Raw genomic sequence first — 18,740 nt, 5'->3', positions numbered from 1 at the left:
TATAATTGTTATCTTATTGTCCAGAAAGTTACATAAGTATTATGTGATAATGACAAACTTATTTACACAAAAGCATTCCACAAAAGTAAGTATCTAAACTTTTGTGGGGTGTTTTTTCCTTAAGCTGTGCAAAAAAACATTTTTCAATTGGATATACATCAATAAAAATCTAAGAAAAGAAACACACTATCTTAACGAGTCGAATAAGATGTTGCTGTAAGTAAGTCGGAGGTAGGTGTTTAAACTTGAAAAAATGGATGGTTGTATTTTGTTTAGGCAGTGTAATGGCTTTAGTAGGTTGTCAGGATAAAATAAAGCACGAACAAATTGAAAAAGACGACGTGCAACAATCTGTTATGTACACGCATGACAAAGAGCAGGAAGTAGGTCCTGTAGTGGTTGAAATTGTTAATCCACAATCTAAAGAAATCATCCACATCGTATCGCCCATAGAATTAGGCTTTGAAACAGACCCAGTCTTGTATAAAAAGAACATTGAACAATTGGCACAACAATTAGCGAGAGGCACAGAAACAAAAGTTGGTTTTGATAAGCGAATGATGCTTGATAAAGTCGATGACAATGGTCGGATTATAAAAGGTAGTCCATTAGTTATTTTAAAAGAAAGTGAATTGGTAGAAAAAATTATGGCAGCATCAGCAACGGGTGGCACAGTAGAAATGCCACTGTATATTACTGAAAGTGGCTATTATTTTGAAGACATACCCTATTTAGAAGATGTTGTAGTGGCTTCTTATACAACCTACTTCAATGGAGCGGATGTTGGAAGAAATAAAAATATTGAACTTTCAGCAAAAGCCATTCACAATGTGATTGTTGGTAGCGGAGATACTTTTTCGTTTAATACTGTTGTAGGCCCTAGAGATGAAGCGAATGGCTATCAGCCCGCACCTGAAATTATTAATAAAAAGCTTGTTATGGGCATTGGTGGGGGGATTTGCCAAACATCTTCAACATTGTTTAATGCAGTCGATCAACTCCCGATTAAATTTGTGGAGCGACACCATCATTCATTAGATGTAGGATATGTTCCAAAGGGCAGAGATGCAACGGTGTCCTATGGTGGCTTAGATTTTAGATTTCAAAACACCAGTGATGTACCATTTTTAATTAAGGCGACCTATGGACAAGATTTTCTGACAGTGGAAATAAGGACAGCAAAAAAATACCAAGAAATTTTAACAAAGCTTCCCCCACAATAAGAAAGAAGTTGATGTAGGAATAATAATCAACTTCTCTTGTATTTTAAGACACTTATAAAGAGTGTCTTTTTTTTAGAGCCTAGGCAGTGGTGATAGAGTTCATAAACCTTAAATAATAGTTAGTATTTCTGCAGGAGTAAATACTTTGTAATCGGGTTCTGCGGATTGGACAATCTCAATGGCATCATACCCCCAACCAACCCAAATAATTGGAATACCTACTTTTTTGCAGGCGACGATATCGCGTTGCTCATCCCCAATATATAAAACATCGGATGTTTTTAAATTGGCTTGTTTTAAATATTTTTTTATCACTTTATCTTTACCAAAAATACGGCTCGAACAAAGTACTTCGGACACATGGTCGATACCATTAGTTTGTAAAAACGCCAAAATATTATCTTTTGAATTGGAGGAAATAATGGCAATTGTATATCCTTTCTTATCAAGTTCCTGTATGACCTCTTTCATACCGTGAAATAAATGAACATCTTGTAATGATTGCTGATATAAACGATAAAATTGCGGGAGTATAGTAGGTAGTTTGTGTAAAGGGAAATTAAATAATTTACTTCGTTCAGCAATCGATAATTTTTTTAGTGCATCAATATCTTCTAACTGTACTTCTTTGAATGCATGTTTTTTAGCAATCATATTCCATACAGATGCAAACACTGCCGTGGAATCCGCAAGTGTGCCATCAAAATCAAATATTATATGTTTCATTGTATTTTTCTCCTTAAAGGGTATTTGGCTTTACCATTCATAATACTTAAATCAATATAGTCATTCGTTCATGATGACATGAATGCGGAAAAAAAGAAATGAATTAGTATACACTATCTGATTCATACATTATGGAGGGAAGAATACAAAACAGGCATTAATACCTTACCTATTTAGCAGGTAAATTACTGCACTTGGTCTAATACTTTTGTGATATATTGTTTGATTTGTTTCTTGCTATAACCTATTACATAAGCTTCCATTATCATGTTTTTTATAGAAAGTTCGAGATTATGTAATTGGTTTTCGTCTAACCGTCGATTTGAACGAGCGATAACTGTTGCTTTCAAGCGATTTTCCATCTTGATAATCGCTTTTTTCTCAAGTTCACGATAGCTTTTTGAAACAGTATGTATATTGATTCCAATATCTTGCGCCATATTTCTAATGGAAGGAAGCATTTCATTGTCTTGAATATGCCCTTTTGCAATCTGTTCAATTAATTGATTTCCGACTTGCTTATATAATAGCAATGGGCTATTTGTATCTATATGAATAGGTAGCATAGTATTCCCCCTAAAATAAATAAATTAGCTGAAATCGGCGTAATAGGAATTTCTTTTTGAGTTTGACTAATTTTCATTCTTATCCGTTGCACTTTCACGCGATTTTCTCCTTTTAACAATATTGGCAGTGAAATCAATGTAAAAATAATTATCTATAATGATAATATTATCATTATAGATAATATTGACTGTAGCATATCATTTAATAAAATAACAAGTGCAATTCCAAAAAATGTGTGTTAATGTTATCATTATTAGTAATGATAATGAATGTTGAGAGGAGCGTTTTTATTGAAACTTCACTATGGGTTAGATGAATTGAATGACATTGATTGGTTGGCTGTATTACAGGTTATATTGCCATTTATGATGGTTGGTTTCATCCTTATCCTTGTTGCATTAATTGATTTGTATCGACACCGAAATGCACGATCAAATGTTGTGTTGTGGACAATCATTATTTTATTTTTTAATACCATTGGTCCAATTTTATATTTCACTATTGGGCGAAAAGGAGCGAAACATCATGAAGTTAGAAATTAAAGGGGTGACTAAAACATTTAAGGCAAAGACAGCAGTCAATAATTTCTCGATGGTGGTTGAAACTGGACAATGTGTAGGGCTTATTGGACCTAACGGTGCTGGAAAGTCTACGTTAATCAAAATTATTGCAGATATTTTATATGCGGATAAAGGAGAAGTCCTACTAGATGGGAAAAAAATTTCAACCATGAAAAAAGAAATTGGTTACCTTCCACAATATCCTGATTTCTTTCATTGGATGACAGCTACAGAAACACTCTTTTTTATGGGACAGTTATCTGGCATAACAAAACAAGAGCTTACGGAGGAAGTGCCAGCTATTTTAACAAAAGTTGGACTTATAAATGAACAACATGAGAAAGTTCAAACATTTTCCGGGGGAATGAAGCAAAGGCTTGGCATTGCCCAAACACTGTTACATAAGCCATCTTTTATTGTCATGGATGAGCCTGTATCGGCATTAGATCCAATAGGCAGGAGAGAGGTTTTAAATTTAATACAAGAAATTAAACATGAAACGACTATCCTATTATCTACTCATATTTTAAGTGATGCAGGAGAAATATGTGAACGCTTTGTCATTATGAAAAAAGGTGAAAAAATTGAAGATACGACATTAGATAAATTAACTAACAATCATGATGCGGTTGTGCATCTTGAATTGGCATCACATAATATGCTTTGGGTGCAAATCATTGAAAAGCTCCCATATGTTAAAAATGTTGAAGTATTGGGTAAGAAGGCGAAGATTACCCTCGATAATATTCAGCAAAATAAAGATAGGTTGATTCGTGATGCGATGGACAACAACATGGATATCGTTAAATTTGAAGTTGGAAGCAGTGAGACATTAGAAGAAATCTTTTTAAAGATGGTGGTGAGTGTATGACATCTTTATTTATTTTAACGAGAAAAGAATATGTACAAATGTTTCGTGAGTTTAAGATACTTTGGTTACCTCTTGTTTTTATGTTTTTAGGCGCAACACAACCAGTTGTCACATACTATTTACCATCAATTTTAACAGTGCTTGGTGGAAATCAAGGTATTACCATTGACCCTGCAATGATGCAGCAGGATGGAGCACAAGTAATGGCGGCAACTCTAGGCTCCCAATTTGATCAGTTAGGCATTATGGTAATTGCTATTGCCATTATGGGCATTATTCAGTCAGATAAAGCGAATGGAATGCTTGATTTTATATTAACAAGGCCTGTAAAGGTAGGATCCTATATCGGTGGAAAACTTTTTTCTAATTTCTCATTTGTAGCACTTAGTGTGACATTTGGCTATTTTGTATCTTACGTTTATGTAAATTTCTTGTTTAGTAATATTCCATTTCTTACGATGATATTAGCGCTTGGATTATACTTAGTATGGGTACTTTTTATGATTTCTTTTACTGCGATGGTCAGTACTATTTTTAATGGACAGGGCGTTATAGCTTTAATTAGTATTGTTTGCTTGCTACTGTTGAAAATCATTAGTGGTTTACATCCAATAATTGATTTAGTGAATCCTGCTGGCATGAGTCAACAAGCAATGATGGTATTAATAACGGGTTCAATGGATGCACAACTGTATGGAAATATGGTGATAACGTTCATATGGATTACTTTAACTGTAACAATTTCGCACTATTGGATTTCGGAGAAGAAATACCATAAAAATTAATAAAGTATAATTTTTTGACAAAATCAGTTATCAGCATGCAGGCATGAAAAAATTTTAGGTGGATAATCTATTAAAATAATGTTATCGTATGAAGTAACTAAATAATATATCCTTCAGGGTAGGGTGAAATTCCCAATCGGCGGTGATGAAGTAATTCAAAGTCCGTGAGCGCAAGCTGATTTGGTGCAAATCCAAAACCGACAGTTACAGTCTGGATGGGAGAAGGGTGAAAGTATAAGCTTTTTAAATTCGTATGACTTTAAAAGGTCTATTTGGCTACGCTTATATAGCATACTACTTCCCATCGCTTCTGTTGGGAAGTTTTTTATTTAGGCAAAAATTGAATAAATATCTGTTCTTCGGGGTAGGGTGAAATTCCCAATCGGCGGTGATGAAGCAATTCAAAGTCCGTGAGCGCAAGCTGATTTGGTGCAAATCCAAAACCGACAGTGATAGTCTGGATGGGAGAAGAACAATGAGATGGCAGCCTGTGGAAAATTTTTGTATCCACTAGGTTTATTTCGTGACGTCTTATGTACAAGTACTCCCAAACCCCTTTTATGTGAAAGGGGTTTTTTGTTTGTTTCGATTATAAAAAATGAAAGGGGAATTAAAATAATCACTATCAAAAGGTTTACGACATAGGGTTAAGAAAGTAGGTGGAAAATTGTTTACAGGTATTATTGAGGATATTGGTACAGTAAAAACCTTGCAAAGCGATAGGCGAAGTATGGAAATAACGGTGATTTCGCCCAAAATAGTGGCGGATGTGAAGCTTGGGGATAGTATAGCCGTAAATGGGGTTTGTTTGACAGTAACTCATTATAATGACCAAGAGCTAACAATGGATGTAATGCCTGAAACAGTGAAAGCGACGAATTTACAGCAACTAACTGTTGGAAATGCGGTCAATTTAGAGCGTGCAATGCCAGCCAATGGACGATTTGGTGGCCACTTTGTTTCAGGGCATGTAGATGGTGTAGGGAAAATTTTACGTAAACGTCCAATGGCAAATGCGGTCTATATTGAGATCGAACTTTCAGAAGACTTAACGAGCTATTGTATTCCTAAAGGGTCAATCACAATTGATGGAACGAGTTTAACGCTCTTTCATGTTGAAAAAAACAGTGTCACAGTATCGCTTATTCCACACACATACAAAGAAACCGTACTAGGAATTAAAAATGTTGGGGCACTAGTCAATATCGAAACCGATTTAGTAGGCAAATACATTATTCACCAGCTAAAGGGTAGTCAGCAATCGTCGACTATTACAAAAGATTACTTAGCGAAGCATGGTTTTTAACCTGCTATAGAAAGAAAAAACATAATTTATAAAGTGATATCTATTAGGAGGTGGCAATGTTGCTACATTCAATTGAAGAAGCGATTGCCGATTTAAAACAGGGCAATATGATTGTTGTCGTGGATGATGAAGACCGTGAAAATGAAGGAGATTTACTGGCCCTTGCAGAGTTCATGACACCAGAAACGATTAATTTTATGGCGAAATATGGTAGGGGGCTTATTTGTACACCCATTTCACAGCAGCTTGCACAAAAATTAGCGTTGCAGCCAATGGTCGTAGATAACACTGATAATCACCAAACAGCGTTTACTGTCAGTATTGATTATAAAGAGACAACAACAGGCATTAGTGCGTTTGAACGTGCTTTGACGATTCAAAAAATGCTAGCGTCACATGCACAAGCATCGGATTTCCGTAGACCTGGACATGTTTTTCCGCTAATAGCAAAAGACAATGGGGTATTAGAGCGTCGAGGGCATACGGAAGCTACTATCGATTTGGCTAAACTTTGCAACAGTGTACAAGCTGGCGTGATATGTGAAATTATGGGCGATGATGGGGAAATGTTACGCTTTGATGATTTAGTGAAATATGCAAAAAAACATAAATTAAAAATGATTTCGATTGACGCTTTAGCAACATACCGTCGTCAACATATGCAAATAGAAAATTCACTTACTATGTAAAAGAGGAGAATGAAATGATGGGCAAAACATTTGAAGCACAATTAATTGGCAATGATTTAAGAATAGCGGTGGTCGTTGGTCGTTTTAATGAATTTATAACAAGTAAATTATTAAGTGGTGCATTAGATGGGCTAAAGCGTCATGGTGTAGACGATGATTTAATAGATGTTGCGTGGGTACCAGGTGCATTTGAAGTACCGTTTATCGCAAAGCAACTAGCTGAAACGAAAAAATATGATGCCATTATAGGTCTAGGTACAGTTATTCGTGGCTCTACAACGCATTATGATTATGTATGTAACGAATCAGCTAAAGGCATTGCAAACGTATCGCTTTCGACAAATGTACCAGTGATTTTTGGTATTGTCACAACTGAAAATATTGAACAAGCGATTGAACGTGCTGGAACAAAGTCTGGCAATAAAGGTTATGATGCAGCGATGTCTGCAATTGAAATGGCTAATTTACAAAAAATGATTGGCTAAAAGGATGCATGGTCGTAAAATTTATTGCATAATTTTTTGGACATTGGGAAATATATGTTTATAAGTATTTTAGTAAAATAATTTGTTTGAATTTGGTTCAGTAGGAGATGAGGAATATTCAATCAATAGAACAAGAAATCGAATTGAAAATGTTGAAAGAATTATTTCAACGCTCTGCTGACGTAATTTTTCAATCCTTTACCTTTCAACAACAGCATGTTTATTTTATTACATGTGAGTCGATGGTCGATCAGTTTTTATTGAATAAGGTCATTATCGATCGAGTTCAATCTTTGTTTGAAGACAGCTCTGTAAACTTATTAGAGGAAAAAATAAAAAACGATTTACACATTCCTAATCTTCAAAAAGTAACCAATTTAGATGATGCTATTACGCGTGTATATTCAGGGTTTGTTTTGCTTTACTTTGAAGGGGAAAAAATTTTATTTTCAAGTAAAATTACAAAAAAACCAAATCGAAATCCTGAAGAAACAAAGCAAGAACTAGTGGTAAAAGGGCCGAGAGATGATTTTATAGAAGATGTTTTTATTAATGTGGCCTTAATTCGTAAGCGATTGCCTACAAATTCTTTATGCGTGGAAACAGTGGAAGTCGGAAAGCGCTCTAAAACGACAGTGGCTGTCCTATACATGGGTGATATAACGGACAAAAATATGGTCACGGAACTAAAAAAGCAATTAAGGAAAATTAATACAGATGTTGTCTTTAGTGGCGATATAATGATGGAAAGTGTGGAAAAAACCGCGAAAATTTTACCGCGACATGATTATACAGGGCGACCAGATTTCGCAATACAAGCGCTAGTCAGAGGACGAATACTTCTTTTTGTCGATGGCGTATCTTACGCAATTATTACGCCTCCTAATATGTTTCTACTTTTTAAATCAGGTGAGGATAATGATTATCCATCTATGGTCGGTACATTAGAGCGTCTGTTACGAATCGTAGGGATATTAATAAGTATGCTTTTACCCGGTTTTTGGCTAGCATTAACGACTTATCATCAAGAGCAGATGCCAATATTACTGTTAGCGACGGTTGTCCAATCACGTACTGGCTTGCCTTTTCCAACGATATTGGAGATATTGCTAATGTTATTTATGTTTGAAATATTTCGCGAAGCAAATCTACGCTTACCGTCTATTTTGAGTGGAACAATGAGTGTTGTAGGTGGACTAATCATCGGAGATGCGGCAATCAAGGCAGGCATAACGAGTCCTTCCATGATCGTGGTGATTGCCATCTCAAGTATTGCCGCCTATACTCTTGTCAATCAATCCTTTGTAACTGCAATGAGTATTTTTAGGTTATTTGTTATCTCAATGGCCGCTTTCTTTGGATTATTTGGTTTCTTTTTGTCCTTGTTTTTCATTCTTATTTACTTTGCCAATATCCGTGTATTAAGCGTTCCGTACTTAAATATTGGTGCCAATTTAAACTGGTCCGACACCAAGAAAACATTAATACGTCTATCGCCAAAAGGATATAGTAAACGACCAAAATTTTTACATCCTCAAGATGAGACGAGGTCATCGAGCAAAAATTAGATGTCTTTCAGTAGCACGACAATTTACATCTATCACATGTGCTACTTGCAATCGTATTGACCGATTATGTTGAAGTTATTTTTAAGCTTGACTTGTAAAAACCTATGGATTGGACAAAATACAAAGTGAAGAGTATAGATTAGATTTTCCATTCTATATTTTTCAAGACCAATCATAAGGGGTGGATAGTTATGCCGAATGTCCAAGTTAGCTGTGCAGTATCAAATTGTGTTTTCCATGCCAAAGGTAATTATTGCGGAGCTGAAAAAATTGCAATCGACATGGATAAACGTAATACGAACAAACGTGATGCGGAGTTTGCTTCAGACTTTGAATTGCATACAATGTCAGAAGAGGCAGCAGCCATTCAATCATCCGATACGTGTTGTAAAACATTCAAATCAAAAGAAAAAAACTTTAGCTAATGGGTATCGTTTGTTTTGGATAATGTAAATAAAGATAATATCTTTATTTCACCAAAATAATTTATCTGTACCTTTTACTACTGATTTGGTCACGTTAAAGGTTGTCTTCCTATAGGAAGGCAACTTTTTTTATACCCTTGACCTTCCAGTTACTTGAAGGATTACGATGATACTGAAGATTGAATAGCTGTATGGGAGGGATTTCAATGAATAAATATCAAGAATTAATCGTATCTGTAGTAGCTTTAAGAGGCGATGCTTATGAAATAGGTTTTCAACAAAGTAACGAAATAAAAACAAATGCACATTTAGCGCAAAATGAACAACTGTTAGCTTTATCTGCTACTTGTAATACACAGCGGGTACAAGAGCTGTTGCGACATGTTTCGCCCAATCTTTTGCAAGAGATGAAGGGATTAGCGTTTGGCTTAAAACAGCCGTATGAAACCATTATAAAAATGTATAGCGGTTATAATATAATATTTCCAAATATGGGATGTACCTCGGTTGTACACAATGGGAAGTATGTAAGAAATTATGATTTTAGTCCAGTTATGTATGATGCAAGACTCGTTTTTTCTAAACCGTCTAAAGGGTATGCCAGTGTAGGTTTTAGCCAGCAAATTATTGGTAGGTTAGATGGAATGAATGAAAAAGGGCTTGTAGTAGGGCTGCATTTTGTCAATAATGATTGGAAAGGAGATGGCTTTTTGGCGACTACAATCGTTAAAATAGTGCTTGAACAGTGTGAAAATATTGAAGAGGCTATTGCACTTTTAAATAAAATTCCACATCGCTATTGCTACAATTACTCCATGACAGATCAAAGTGGAAAAGCAGTTGTGGTGGAGGCTACACCAATAGAGCGGGTAGTTTCTGCTGAACATCCGCTTATATGCACAAATCATTTTGAGTCTCAACAATTGGCAGGGAAAAACAAAGCTTGCATTGAGGGTTCAAAACAACGAAAAAGCTTTATAAATCGCTATGTAGTAGATGCGCGTACGACCATGTCTGTCTATCACCATTTCAATAATGGAGATTCTCCGTTATTTTTTAAACAATATCAAGAATATTTTGGTACTCTCCATACTGTTATATACTCACCGAAGCAATTAGAGGTAGTTGTTGGAATAGGTGAAAATTGTGAGCCGCAATCATTTTCTCTCCAACAATTTATCGAAGGTAAACTTATTTTTCCGATAACCATTAAAGGAAACATAATTCAGGCTATCTAATTTGTTAGGCTTGGTTTATAATTTAATAGAATAAATAGGGGAATGGCGTAACATTTGTTGGGCTATTCTCCTTTCGTTTTGTAGCTATTTCGCTTTTCGAAAGAAAAATAAATTATTCCATTTTTGCATAACAATTACTAAGTTTTAAAAATAAACTTGGATAAAAGTATTGTTTTCAACGTACTTTAAAAAATATACATGAAAAAACGAAAATTACTATAGTATAATATTATTGTTATTAATATAAATATTAATTTGTTCTAGGAGTAATTACACATCGTTAAATAATGAATACAATAGATGAGGAAGTACCAGTTTGTATGAAAAATCGTAAAATTAAACTAATATTAGTATTAGCGACAGTCTTATTGTCATTGTTCACAAGTTTAAATGTGCTCACTTCATATGTGAAAATGAAAAAGACGGTGGAAGAATCTATCGCTAACCAAAGCTTAGAAGCGGCTATTTCCATCGCATCATCAATTGATGTTAAGTTGTATCAAAAATTTGCAAATAATCCTGTGAAAAATGCAACTTATTGGGAAATAAGAAAATACTTAAATGATGCACGAGAAAAAATAGGGGCCTTAAATGTCTATACGTTAGAAATTGATAATCCTAAAGTATCAAAAACGATGATTGCCGGTGTTCCTAATCATCTCACAGTAGGCTTTGATATTGGACAAATTTGTACTGTTCCAGAAAAGCAAATCAAACTAGCTTATCAAGGGTTGACATATGTTACGAATGTCATTAATGACCCTCAACACGGAGATTATCTTTCTGTAGGCGCTCCTATTAAGAATGAAGAAGGTCACGTTATTGGCTATCTCGGGATTGATATAAGCGCAGACAAACTTAATGGTATCAAAGGAAAAGTATTAGAAAATAATTTATTCTTGTTTATTTATAATGGAATATTTATAGTAATCGTTATTGCATCGTTTTTCTTTTTACAGAGATGGTATCAAAAAGAAGTGACAAAAGAAGTAGAGGTAACAGAAGATACCTACCAAACTGAAATAAAAGCGTTAATTACCTCTGTATCGTCCTTAAGACATGACTTTACCAACCATATTCAAGTGTTGCATGGGCTTTTACAATTGGGAGAGCCAGATCAAGCGAAACAGTATTTATCATCATTATCTAAAGAGGTACAGGAAATAAAGTCATTGAAATTAAATATTAACCATCCGGGGCTGTCAATTTTATTGCAAACAAAAAAGTTAGCTGCTCAAAATCATAATATTGAGATGGATATTTCGGTTTCACAGGATACTTTCGATAAAATAAAAACAACTGATATCATTAAATTATTATCAAATTTAATTGATAATGCGATTGATGCGACAACTGAATTACCTGAAAGTGAACGCAAAATGAAAATTTGTTGTCATGCGGATGAAATGAAGTATGTATTTGAAATTGTTAATACAGGACCAACAATTCCAGACCCTGATCAAATCTTTAAGCAAGGGTTTACAACGAAAAAAGCTGAACTAGGAAAAATTAGAGGCCAAGGCTTGTTTATTGTGAAAGAAGTTGTGAAAAAATACAACGGCACCATTTCTATCCAATCTACTGCACAATTTGAGACAACAGCGATTGTCATTATTCCTTTAAAGTAAATGGGCAAATGTACTTGGCTGATAGTATTAAAATTTTTTGATGTGGTTTGTCTATAGGGCTGTTTATTAGCAGTTTTTTCCTTCACCGCTAATTTTCGCTAAAGCAAAGTCATCTTAACAGGATAGAATAATAGCTTAAGCTTCCTACATGTATAGAGTAGGAGGCTTTTGTTGTTAAGAAAATCCGGATGTTTTGCATAGCATGTATGAGCTAATATCAATCATACATTAACAGTAAATCTAATAGGGCAGGTTAGGAGGATAAAAACAATTTGGAACAGCCAATCCTTGATTTACTAAGAGCAGGTGGATTGATTTTATATGTTAGACATGGAGAAGCAACTGTTGGTGAAGATCAGCCATATGTTAATTTTCAAAACTGCTATACGCAAAGAAATTTATCTGATTACGGTCGGCGAGAAGCCGTTTACTATGGACAAATGCTGCGGTATTGGCAAATTCCAATTAGTTCACCTATAATGACAAGTCCGTTTTGTCGAACAATTGAAACCGCACAGCTTGCATTTCCAACAATGTATCTACAAATTGACCCGTTCTGGTTTTCAATTACTAAATTAGCAGAAACGATTTCCACTACGGAACAACAACAAATTGTAATGGAAGCCCAAAAACATCTAGAAGTAAAACCACCACCTGGGACTAATCAAGTAATTATTGCACACAGTTTTCCGAAAGGGACTGCCATAGGTGAAATGACAAGCATGGGAACCGTTATTATTAAGCCCAAAGGTGTGGGTAATGGCTATGAAATTGTAAAACAGCTAACATTAGCCGATTTAGCAACCTTAGGGACGTTACAATAATAATTTTTGGGGATAGAAATGAAACGAGAAGGAATTGTAAAATGGTATAAAAATGAAAAAGGCTATGGACGTATTATGCTGAATGGTGAGGAAGACAATCATGTTTTTGTTCATTTTAGTTCGATTTTGCCGGATAAGGAAAGATTTCCAAATGCATTTCGCTTTCTGAAACAAGGCCAAAAAGTTTCCTTTGATTTAATTGAAATACCCAATTCTACTGATCAAAAGCAGGTTGCAGAAAATGTCATTGTGCTGTCAGACTAATATGCACGGGCGTAATAGTTTGTGGCAACCAATAGTTCAATATTCTATCGACGAAAAAGTACGGTACCGATTTATAGAGACGTTAATCCATATACAGGATTGGCGTTTTTTTCTTGCGTTTATTAGAGCTTATGGTGTTTTCTTATTTTTCGTAGATAAGGAAGGTACGCTGTAGTATGGTAGATTATAAAAATCGATTAAATATACATCTAAATTTATAATTATTTGTATTTTGTATACCGAAAGGGCGGGTCACTTATCATTGAGTGACCTACCTTAGTTGTCTGTTTAGGGCAATGAATTTATTGGAAAAGATAAATTACTTGATGTATAAGTTATTTAAAAAATAAAATATTCTAATAATTTTTGTTGTTGTATGGTAAACTTGATTGTGTTATATAACAATATGAAGAAAATATTTTTGTAGGTTGTATATGATTTCCTTAAAAAGGAAGAGAATAATAAAACCAAGGTTTAAGTCTTGATAGATTTAATGGAAGCGTATACAGTAACTAATGAGGCAAGTGACAGATAATCGTTTGATTTGTAACACTTAGCTTAATGAGAAAAAATAATTGTTGAGCTTTTGTTATTGAAGAGGATTGGAAGTAATTGTTTCGTTTGTTTAAAGAAGTGTGTCTTTTGACCTTTATACATAATTGGAGTGAAAATGCTGGAATATCCCGTCGAAAAAGCGAAAATTAGTTTGAAGGTACCTTGTGAATGTTAGCAAATCATGTAAAATAGAGTCGATTAAGCACTTTTAGACTAAAAGGTCTAGTGCTTTTAGTATGAGTGAAGTTAAAAAATATCTTTCATTAAAAAATGATGGATAAATTATTTTAGTAGTAGCATACTAAAATTCAATCAGTTGACTTTATACAACATAAAACATCTTTCAGACGATGCATTTATCCGATTTGATCAATGCACCATTCTCCTGGAAACAGGGGGAAGGTTTTTGTTTTAAATATGTACAAAGGACATTATGAGCGGACTTCGCACTTTTTACTACTTTTTAATTAGTTTATTACTATAATATTGTAGTAGATATTTTATTCTTTAAATAGTTGTGATAGACTATTGTAAGTTTATAGTTGATACAGAAAAGGTGTGTGACTAGTTTACACCTACATCATTTCTGCAAATCTTAAAATATAAGGATGGTAAAAATGAGTAACAGAGTAACTAAATCAGACGTCATCTTAATTGGTGCCGGAATTATGAGTGCGACTTTGGGGACAATGCTCAAAGAATTAGCACCGGACTGGAATATTACTGTGTTTGAAAAACTTTCAAACGCCGGTGAGGAAAGCTCTAATGAATGGAATAATGCAGGAACAGGGCATGCAGCACTATGCGAGCTTAACTACACTTCTGAAAAACCAGACGGTACTATTGATATTAGCAAAGCAATTAATGTTAATGAACAGTTCCAGGTTTCGATGCAGTTTTGGTCATATCTTGTAAAGAACAAGCTGATCCAAAATCCGCAAGATTTTATTATGCCATTACCACATATGAGTATGGTAAGAGGTGAAAAAAACGTTGAGTATTTAAGAAAACGTTATGAAACAATGTCAAATAATCCTCTTTTCAAAGGGATGGAATTCTCTGATAATCCAGAAAAACTTAAAGAATGGATTCCACTTATTATGGAAGACCGCCCAGCAAATGAGGCCATTGCTGCAACAAAAATTGACACTGGTACAGACGTTAACTTCGGTGCTCTAACACGTATTTTATTTGACCACCTAAAAGCGAAAGATGTAGATATCAACTACAACCATAGTGTCGAAAGCATTAAACGTACGAAAGACGGTTTATGGGAATTAAAAGTACATGATAAAGATGGCTGTAAAATGGAATACCATACAGCAAAATTCGTCTTCCTTGGAGCTGGCGGAGGAAGTCTTGAATTATTACAAAAATCAGGCATTCCTGAAGGAAAACACATTGGTGGATTCCCAATTAGTGGATTGTTTATGGTATGTAAAAACCAAGAAGTGGTTGAACAACATCATGCAAAAGTATATGGTAAAGCTGCAGTTGGTGCACCACCAATGTCTGTTCCACATTTAGACACTCGCTTTATCGATAACAAAAAATCATTACTATTTGGACCATTTGCTGGTTTCTCACCAAAATTCTTAAAAACAGGTTCGAACATGGACTTATTCGCTTCTGTAAAACCGCATAATATTACAACATTATTAGCGGCAGGGGTTAAAGAAATGTCTTTAACAAAATATTTAATCCAACAACTGTTATTATCAAAAGATCAACGTATGGAAGAGTTACGTGAGTTTATCCCAACTGCTAAAAGCGAGGACTGGGATATTGTCGTAGCAGGTCAACGTGTACAAGTTATCAAAGATACTGAAGCTGGCGGTAAAGGAACATTACAATTTGGTACCGAAGTAGTAAGTGCTGCTGACGGATCAATCGCTGCATTATTAGGTGCTTCACCAGGTGCATCTACTGCCGTTCACGTTATGTTGCAAGTTATTCAAAAATGTTTCCCTCAACAAGCTAAAGAGTGGGAGCCAAAACTAAAAGAAATGATTCCATCTTACGGTATCTCATTATTACAAAATCCAGAGCTTCTTGAAGAAGTTCATACTTCAACAGCAGAGACTCTAGGCCTAAACAAAAACTAATCAACTTATGAACCTTCGATCCATTTTGGATTGAGGGTTCTTTTTTCATGGGTAGGGAAGGAGTTGTTACGTTGAGCAAAAGTAGCGAAGCTATTCTTTTTTTATATTGCTGTTGTTTCTAAATTTCCAATATATTACTAAATAAGGAACTGATATAACAAAAAAGTAGTTAGAATGAAAATTATAAATGAACTAGCTTCTGTTGTAAACAAAATAAATATCCAGTATACTTTTTTCGTATGGCATATTAGAAAAGATTAACAAAGGATGAGTATAGATGACGTTTGAAGAAGTATTACCGCGTTTAAAGGCGGGCGAGAAAGTAATTCGTGAAGGATGGGGCGGTGCTGAATTATATGTTAAGCTTGTAGGTCAAAGCGTGCACGACGGAGAGAATTTGAACCCCTATTTTTTAATTAATGTGCGTGGCGAGGGTTACACGATGTTCACACCAACAGTATGTGATTTATTAGCCGAAGATTGGAAAATCGTAAACTAAATTCAGTGTCGTTTCAAAGGTTATAATAGTATGCTAAGTGATTCTTAGTATGCTATTTTTTTGATATGAAGGTTAAGCTTTGTAGGCGGTATAGTTGATAAGAGCTGGCACAATGCATGTAGAGCTGCGACTTGTGTCAGTGTTTTTAGTAGTAGATTACTTTTTATAAAGGAGAGATCCTATGAAGTTTGCAGAATATAATGGTAAAACAGTGTTTATTACAGGTGCTGCGTCAGGTATTGGCCAAGCACAAGCTATTGCTTTTTTAGAAAACGGTGCTTATGTTTTTGGTTTGGATGTAGATGAGCGAGGGTTAGGGCAATTACAGCAGCAATACCCTGAGCGCTTTGCTTATACGCTAGGAAGTGTCTGTAAAAAAAGTGATGTAGAGCACGCTTTTCAAGCAGCAATGGCAAGCTTTAGCAGCGTAGATATCTTACTGAATACAGCTGGCGTTTTAGATGGTTTTGCCAAAACACTAGATACCGATGAGGCGCTATGGGACAAAATTATGAATACGAATGTAAAGGGTACTTTTTTTGTAACGAATACGATTTTGCCTCATATGGTAAAGCGTAAATCGGGCATCATCGTTAATATGGCGTCTATTGCTGGGCTGATTGCAGGAGGTGGGGGTGCGGCTTATACAGCATCCAAGCATGCCATTGTGGGCTATACGAAACAGTTGGATTTAGATTATTGTCGTGAGGGGATACGTGCGAATGCCATTGCACCAGGAGCTATTCAAACAGCTATGACCAAAGCGGATTTTGAAGGCGATGGTGAAATGGCAAAATGGGTTGCCAATGAGACGCCAGCGGGTCGTTGGGCACAACCAAGCGAAGTGGCGAATTTAACGCTTTTTTTGGCGAGTCATGCCGCAGATTATATACATGGAGCTGTGGTACCAATTGACGGTGGTTGGATTGCGAAATAGTATTGGTCAATGAATCATTCTTCTGCTATAATACGCAAGTAAGCAAAAATAGCTTACACTACGGCACTTCAGTTAGGGCAATATGCTCTCTTCCTTTGGTCGTAGTTATTACTAAAATAGCAACTTGCTATTTTACAAAGGAGAATGTAAATTGAATACATCTATTGTAAAAGATTCACCGCGTACTTCTGTAAGGGAACTTACTAAAGTAGCACTTGTCGCAGCCTTATATGTGGCTGTAACTGTATTATTGTCAGTGATTAGCTTTGGAGCAGTGCAGCTACGTTTGTCAGAGATGTTCAACTATTTGGCGCTGTACAATAAACGCTATGTAGTAGCAGTAACCCTAGGTGTTGTATTAGCAAATTTTATGTCGCCGACTTGGATTCTTGATGTGCCTATTGGCGGAATTGCAACATTTCTAGTATTAATTCTTTGTCGAATGGTAACTAAAAACATTAAGCAGGATAGTTGGAAAATGGTCATCACAGCAGTGATTTTTGCACTATCGATGTTTACTGTTGCAGGCCAATTAACGATACTGTATGATCTGCCATTTTGGGCGACATGGTTTACGGTTGGTGTCGGAGAATTATTATCGATGACTGTTGGTGGCGTGACCATTTACTTATTAAATAAAAAAATAGATTTATCCAAATAGAAAAAACACATTCGCGCAAGCGAGTGTGTTTTTATTTTTAAAGGGAACAGGCGTGTATCGCAAATAAAAAATTCTCGCTGATTTAACAGCGAGAACAACTCAAAGAACTACGAATATTTATTTGAAAATCGGTGTTTTTCTTAAGAGAATACAAACCGGAATTGCCACAATCATTCCTAAAACATTTTGAACTAAGTCTCCAGGAATAGAAGTCAATGGTGCAACCCAATTGGCATATAAAATACCTTCCCCAACATAATAAACGGCTACCATAAATGGAACTGAAATAATCATAGCAAGAACATTAAAAGCAATGCTGTTTCCTTTGCGTCCGTTCGACCAAGCGATTTTCCCTACGATATAGCCTTGTAAGCCACGAGCTACGATTGTAATAGGCGCCCACAATGTCCATCCAGATACAACGTCAAATAAACCCATGCCTATTGCACCTGCAATTGCACCTTTTTTAGGACCAAAAAGAATAGATGCGATAAAGAGCATACCTGTACCAAGATGAACCAATCCACCATTTGCTTTAATAGGTAGTTTAATATTCAATGTGAGTGTTGCTACAAACACAAGTGCAATTAACATGGCTGATAGAATGAGATCAAAAGTGCGTGAATGTGAATAGCTTATTGATTTTTGCATAGTTGTAAACCTTCCTTATTTGCTTTTTCAATGTCAAAGAATAGTTGCGCAAAACCTTACTTCGTAAATCAATGCTGCATGCTAGGATAACATTAGCAAAGGCTTGGCCTATTTAAAAGTATCAATTTTGTAAAAAAAATAGTGGTCAGTTTTACATCTTGCACTAACTGGTA

The 18,740-nt window shown here is 35.3% G+C and carries 20 protein-coding genes and 2 riboswitches; of the genes, 17 read left to right on the top strand and 3 right to left on the bottom strand.

Going from position 1 to position 18,740, the window contains the following annotated elements:
* Positions 1-257: 257 nt before the first annotated feature.
* Positions 258-1,223: a VanW family protein gene (locus tag LS41612_RS15065; protein ID WP_029747297.1), complete on the top strand. Its 966-nt coding sequence runs from the start codon at positions 258-260 to the stop codon at positions 1,221-1,223.
* A gap of 108 nt (positions 1,224-1,331) precedes the next feature.
* Here the strand turns inward: LS41612_RS15065 and LS41612_RS15060 are convergent, their stop codons facing one another.
* Positions 1,332-1,949 carry an HAD-IA family hydrolase gene (locus LS41612_RS15060; RefSeq protein ID WP_024363330.1) on the bottom strand — a complete coding sequence of 206 codons (618 nt, stop codon included), beginning with the start codon at positions 1,947-1,949 and terminating at the stop codon, positions 1,332-1,334.
* A gap of 185 nt (positions 1,950-2,134) precedes the next feature.
* Positions 2,135-2,515 carry a GntR family transcriptional regulator gene (locus tag LS41612_RS15055; protein WP_024363331.1) on the bottom strand — a complete coding sequence of 127 codons (381 nt, stop codon included), beginning with the start codon at positions 2,513-2,515 and terminating at the stop codon, positions 2,135-2,137.
* Positions 2,516-2,806: 291 nt separating this feature from the next.
* On the opposite strand from LS41612_RS15055, the gene LS41612_RS15050 reads away from it, so the two are divergent.
* The 16 genes from LS41612_RS15050 to LS41612_RS14975 all read left to right on the top strand — a co-directional run bounded on the left by LS41612_RS15050 (position 2,807) and on the right by LS41612_RS14975 (position 17,916).
* Positions 2,807-3,058 (top strand): PLD nuclease N-terminal domain-containing protein, encoded by a 252-nt coding sequence (locus tag LS41612_RS15050; RefSeq protein ID WP_024363332.1) that lies wholly within the window; start codon positions 2,807-2,809, stop codon positions 3,056-3,058.
* Positions 3,042-3,947: an ABC transporter ATP-binding protein gene (locus LS41612_RS15045; RefSeq protein WP_024363333.1), complete on the top strand. Its 906-nt coding sequence runs from the start codon at positions 3,042-3,044 to the stop codon at positions 3,945-3,947. The genes LS41612_RS15050 and LS41612_RS15045 overlap by 17 nt, the downstream gene beginning before the upstream one ends.
* Positions 3,944-4,732 (top strand): ABC transporter permease, encoded by a 789-nt coding sequence (locus LS41612_RS15040; RefSeq protein WP_024363334.1) that lies wholly within the window; start codon positions 3,944-3,946, stop codon positions 4,730-4,732. The genes LS41612_RS15045 and LS41612_RS15040 overlap by 4 nt, the downstream gene beginning before the upstream one ends.
* A gap of 105 nt (positions 4,733-4,837) precedes the next feature.
* A riboswitch (FMN riboswitch) is annotated at positions 4,838-4,963 on the top strand.
* 120 nt (positions 4,964-5,083) lie between these two features.
* A riboswitch (FMN riboswitch) is annotated at positions 5,084-5,209 on the top strand.
* Positions 5,210-5,399: 190 nt separating this feature from the next.
* Positions 5,400-6,038, top strand: a complete 639-nt coding sequence (gene ribE, locus LS41612_RS15035; RefSeq protein WP_024363335.1) for a riboflavin synthase — start codon at positions 5,400-5,402, stop codon at positions 6,036-6,038.
* A 56-nt stretch (positions 6,039-6,094) separates the two neighbouring features.
* Positions 6,095-6,727, top strand: coding sequence for a 3,4-dihydroxy-2-butanone-4-phosphate synthase (ribB, locus tag LS41612_RS15030; RefSeq protein ID WP_051147754.1), 633 nt, complete (start codon positions 6,095-6,097; stop codon positions 6,725-6,727).
* A gap of 17 nt (positions 6,728-6,744) precedes the next feature.
* The gene (gene ribH / locus LS41612_RS15025; RefSeq protein ID WP_024363337.1) at positions 6,745-7,212 is read left to right on the top strand and encodes a 6,7-dimethyl-8-ribityllumazine synthase; all 468 of its coding nucleotides are present in this window, start codon (positions 6,745-6,747) and stop codon (positions 7,210-7,212) included.
* Between the two features lie 107 nt (positions 7,213-7,319).
* Positions 7,320-8,780, top strand: coding sequence for a spore germination protein (locus tag LS41612_RS15020; RefSeq protein WP_029747299.1), 1,461 nt, complete (start codon positions 7,320-7,322; stop codon positions 8,778-8,780).
* Between the two features lie 191 nt (positions 8,781-8,971).
* On the top strand, positions 8,972-9,205 hold the full coding sequence (locus LS41612_RS15015; RefSeq protein ID WP_024363339.1) for a DUF1540 domain-containing protein: 234 nt from the start codon (positions 8,972-8,974) through the stop codon (positions 9,203-9,205).
* A gap of 206 nt (positions 9,206-9,411) precedes the next feature.
* On the top strand, positions 9,412-10,443 hold the full coding sequence (locus tag LS41612_RS15010; RefSeq protein ID WP_024363340.1) for a choloylglycine hydrolase family protein: 1,032 nt from the start codon (positions 9,412-9,414) through the stop codon (positions 10,441-10,443).
* A gap of 320 nt (positions 10,444-10,763) precedes the next feature.
* Positions 10,764-12,071, top strand: a complete 1,308-nt coding sequence (locus LS41612_RS15005; protein WP_024363341.1) for a sensor histidine kinase — start codon at positions 10,764-10,766, stop codon at positions 12,069-12,071.
* Positions 12,072-12,343: 272 nt separating this feature from the next.
* Complete coding sequence (locus tag LS41612_RS15000) at positions 12,344-12,895, top strand: histidine phosphatase family protein (RefSeq protein ID WP_024363342.1); 552 nt, start codon at positions 12,344-12,346, stop codon at positions 12,893-12,895.
* 18 nt (positions 12,896-12,913) lie between these two features.
* Positions 12,914-13,159, top strand: coding sequence for a cold-shock protein (locus LS41612_RS14995; RefSeq protein ID WP_024363343.1), 246 nt, complete (start codon positions 12,914-12,916; stop codon positions 13,157-13,159).
* A 1,172-nt stretch (positions 13,160-14,331) separates the two neighbouring features.
* Positions 14,332-15,819, top strand: coding sequence for a malate:quinone oxidoreductase (locus tag LS41612_RS14990; RefSeq protein WP_024363344.1), 1,488 nt, complete (start codon positions 14,332-14,334; stop codon positions 15,817-15,819).
* Positions 15,820-16,096: 277 nt separating this feature from the next.
* Complete coding sequence (locus tag LS41612_RS14985) at positions 16,097-16,318, top strand: DUF2829 domain-containing protein (protein ID WP_024363345.1); 222 nt, start codon at positions 16,097-16,099, stop codon at positions 16,316-16,318.
* Between the two features lie 181 nt (positions 16,319-16,499).
* Positions 16,500-17,255, top strand: coding sequence for a 3-oxoacyl-ACP reductase (locus tag LS41612_RS14980; protein ID WP_024363346.1), 756 nt, complete (start codon positions 16,500-16,502; stop codon positions 17,253-17,255).
* A 151-nt stretch (positions 17,256-17,406) separates the two neighbouring features.
* Entirely contained in the window at positions 17,407-17,916 is a 510-nt protein-coding gene (locus LS41612_RS14975; protein WP_024363347.1) for a QueT transporter family protein, read from the top strand.
* A gap of 117 nt (positions 17,917-18,033) precedes the next feature.
* Here LS41612_RS14975 and LS41612_RS14970 read toward each other — a convergent pair whose 3' ends face one another.
* Positions 18,034-18,567, bottom strand: a complete 534-nt coding sequence (locus LS41612_RS14970; RefSeq protein ID WP_024363348.1) for an ECF transporter S component — start codon at positions 18,565-18,567, stop codon at positions 18,034-18,036.
* Positions 18,568-18,740: the final 173 nt, after the last annotated feature.

The sequence above is a fragment of the Lysinibacillus sphaericus genome (assembly GCF_002982115.1).
Taxonomy (GTDB): Bacteria; Bacillota; Bacilli; order Bacillales_A; family Planococcaceae; genus Lysinibacillus; species Lysinibacillus sphaericus.
The sequence above is the reverse complement of the archived record's forward strand: the minus strand, read 5'-3'. Positions and strand labels throughout refer to the sequence as shown.

What these genes read in the sequence shown, in the direction of transcription:
- LS41612_RS15060 (WP_024363330.1), bottom strand. Translation starts at nt 1,949, where the DNA reads ATGAAACATATAATATTTGATTTTGATGGCACACTTGCGGATTCCACG.
- LS41612_RS14990 (WP_024363344.1), top strand. Translation starts at nt 14,332, where the DNA reads ATGAGTAACAGAGTAACTAAATCAGACGTCATCTTAATTGGTGCCGGA.
- LS41612_RS15065 (WP_029747297.1), top strand. Translation starts at nt 258, where the DNA reads ATGGTTGTATTTTGTTTAGGCAGTGTAATGGCTTTAGTAGGTTGTCAG.
- LS41612_RS14985 (WP_024363345.1), top strand. Translation starts at nt 16,097, where the DNA reads ATGACGTTTGAAGAAGTATTACCGCGTTTAAAGGCGGGCGAGAAAGTA.
- ribB (WP_051147754.1), top strand. Translation starts at nt 6,095, where the DNA reads ATGTTGCTACATTCAATTGAAGAAGCGATTGCCGATTTAAAACAGGGC.
- LS41612_RS14970 (WP_024363348.1), bottom strand. Translation starts at nt 18,567, where the DNA reads ATGCAAAAATCAATAAGCTATTCACATTCACGCACTTTTGATCTCATT.
- LS41612_RS15010 (WP_024363340.1), top strand. Translation starts at nt 9,412, where the DNA reads ATGAATAAATATCAAGAATTAATCGTATCTGTAGTAGCTTTAAGAGGC.
- LS41612_RS14980 (WP_024363346.1), top strand. Translation starts at nt 16,500, where the DNA reads ATGAAGTTTGCAGAATATAATGGTAAAACAGTGTTTATTACAGGTGCT.
- LS41612_RS15045 (WP_024363333.1), top strand. Translation starts at nt 3,042, where the DNA reads ATGAAGTTAGAAATTAAAGGGGTGACTAAAACATTTAAGGCAAAGACA.
- LS41612_RS15015 (WP_024363339.1), top strand. Translation starts at nt 8,972, where the DNA reads ATGCCGAATGTCCAAGTTAGCTGTGCAGTATCAAATTGTGTTTTCCAT.
- LS41612_RS14995 (WP_024363343.1), top strand. Translation starts at nt 12,914, where the DNA reads ATGAAACGAGAAGGAATTGTAAAATGGTATAAAAATGAAAAAGGCTAT.
- LS41612_RS15020 (WP_029747299.1), top strand. Translation starts at nt 7,320, where the DNA reads ATGAGGAATATTCAATCAATAGAACAAGAAATCGAATTGAAAATGTTG.
- LS41612_RS15040 (WP_024363334.1), top strand. Translation starts at nt 3,944, where the DNA reads ATGACATCTTTATTTATTTTAACGAGAAAAGAATATGTACAAATGTTT.
- ribH (WP_024363337.1), top strand. Translation starts at nt 6,745, where the DNA reads ATGGGCAAAACATTTGAAGCACAATTAATTGGCAATGATTTAAGAATA.
- LS41612_RS15005 (WP_024363341.1), top strand. Translation starts at nt 10,764, where the DNA reads ATGAAAAATCGTAAAATTAAACTAATATTAGTATTAGCGACAGTCTTA.
- LS41612_RS15055 (WP_024363331.1), bottom strand. Translation starts at nt 2,515, where the DNA reads ATGCTACCTATTCATATAGATACAAATAGCCCATTGCTATTATATAAG.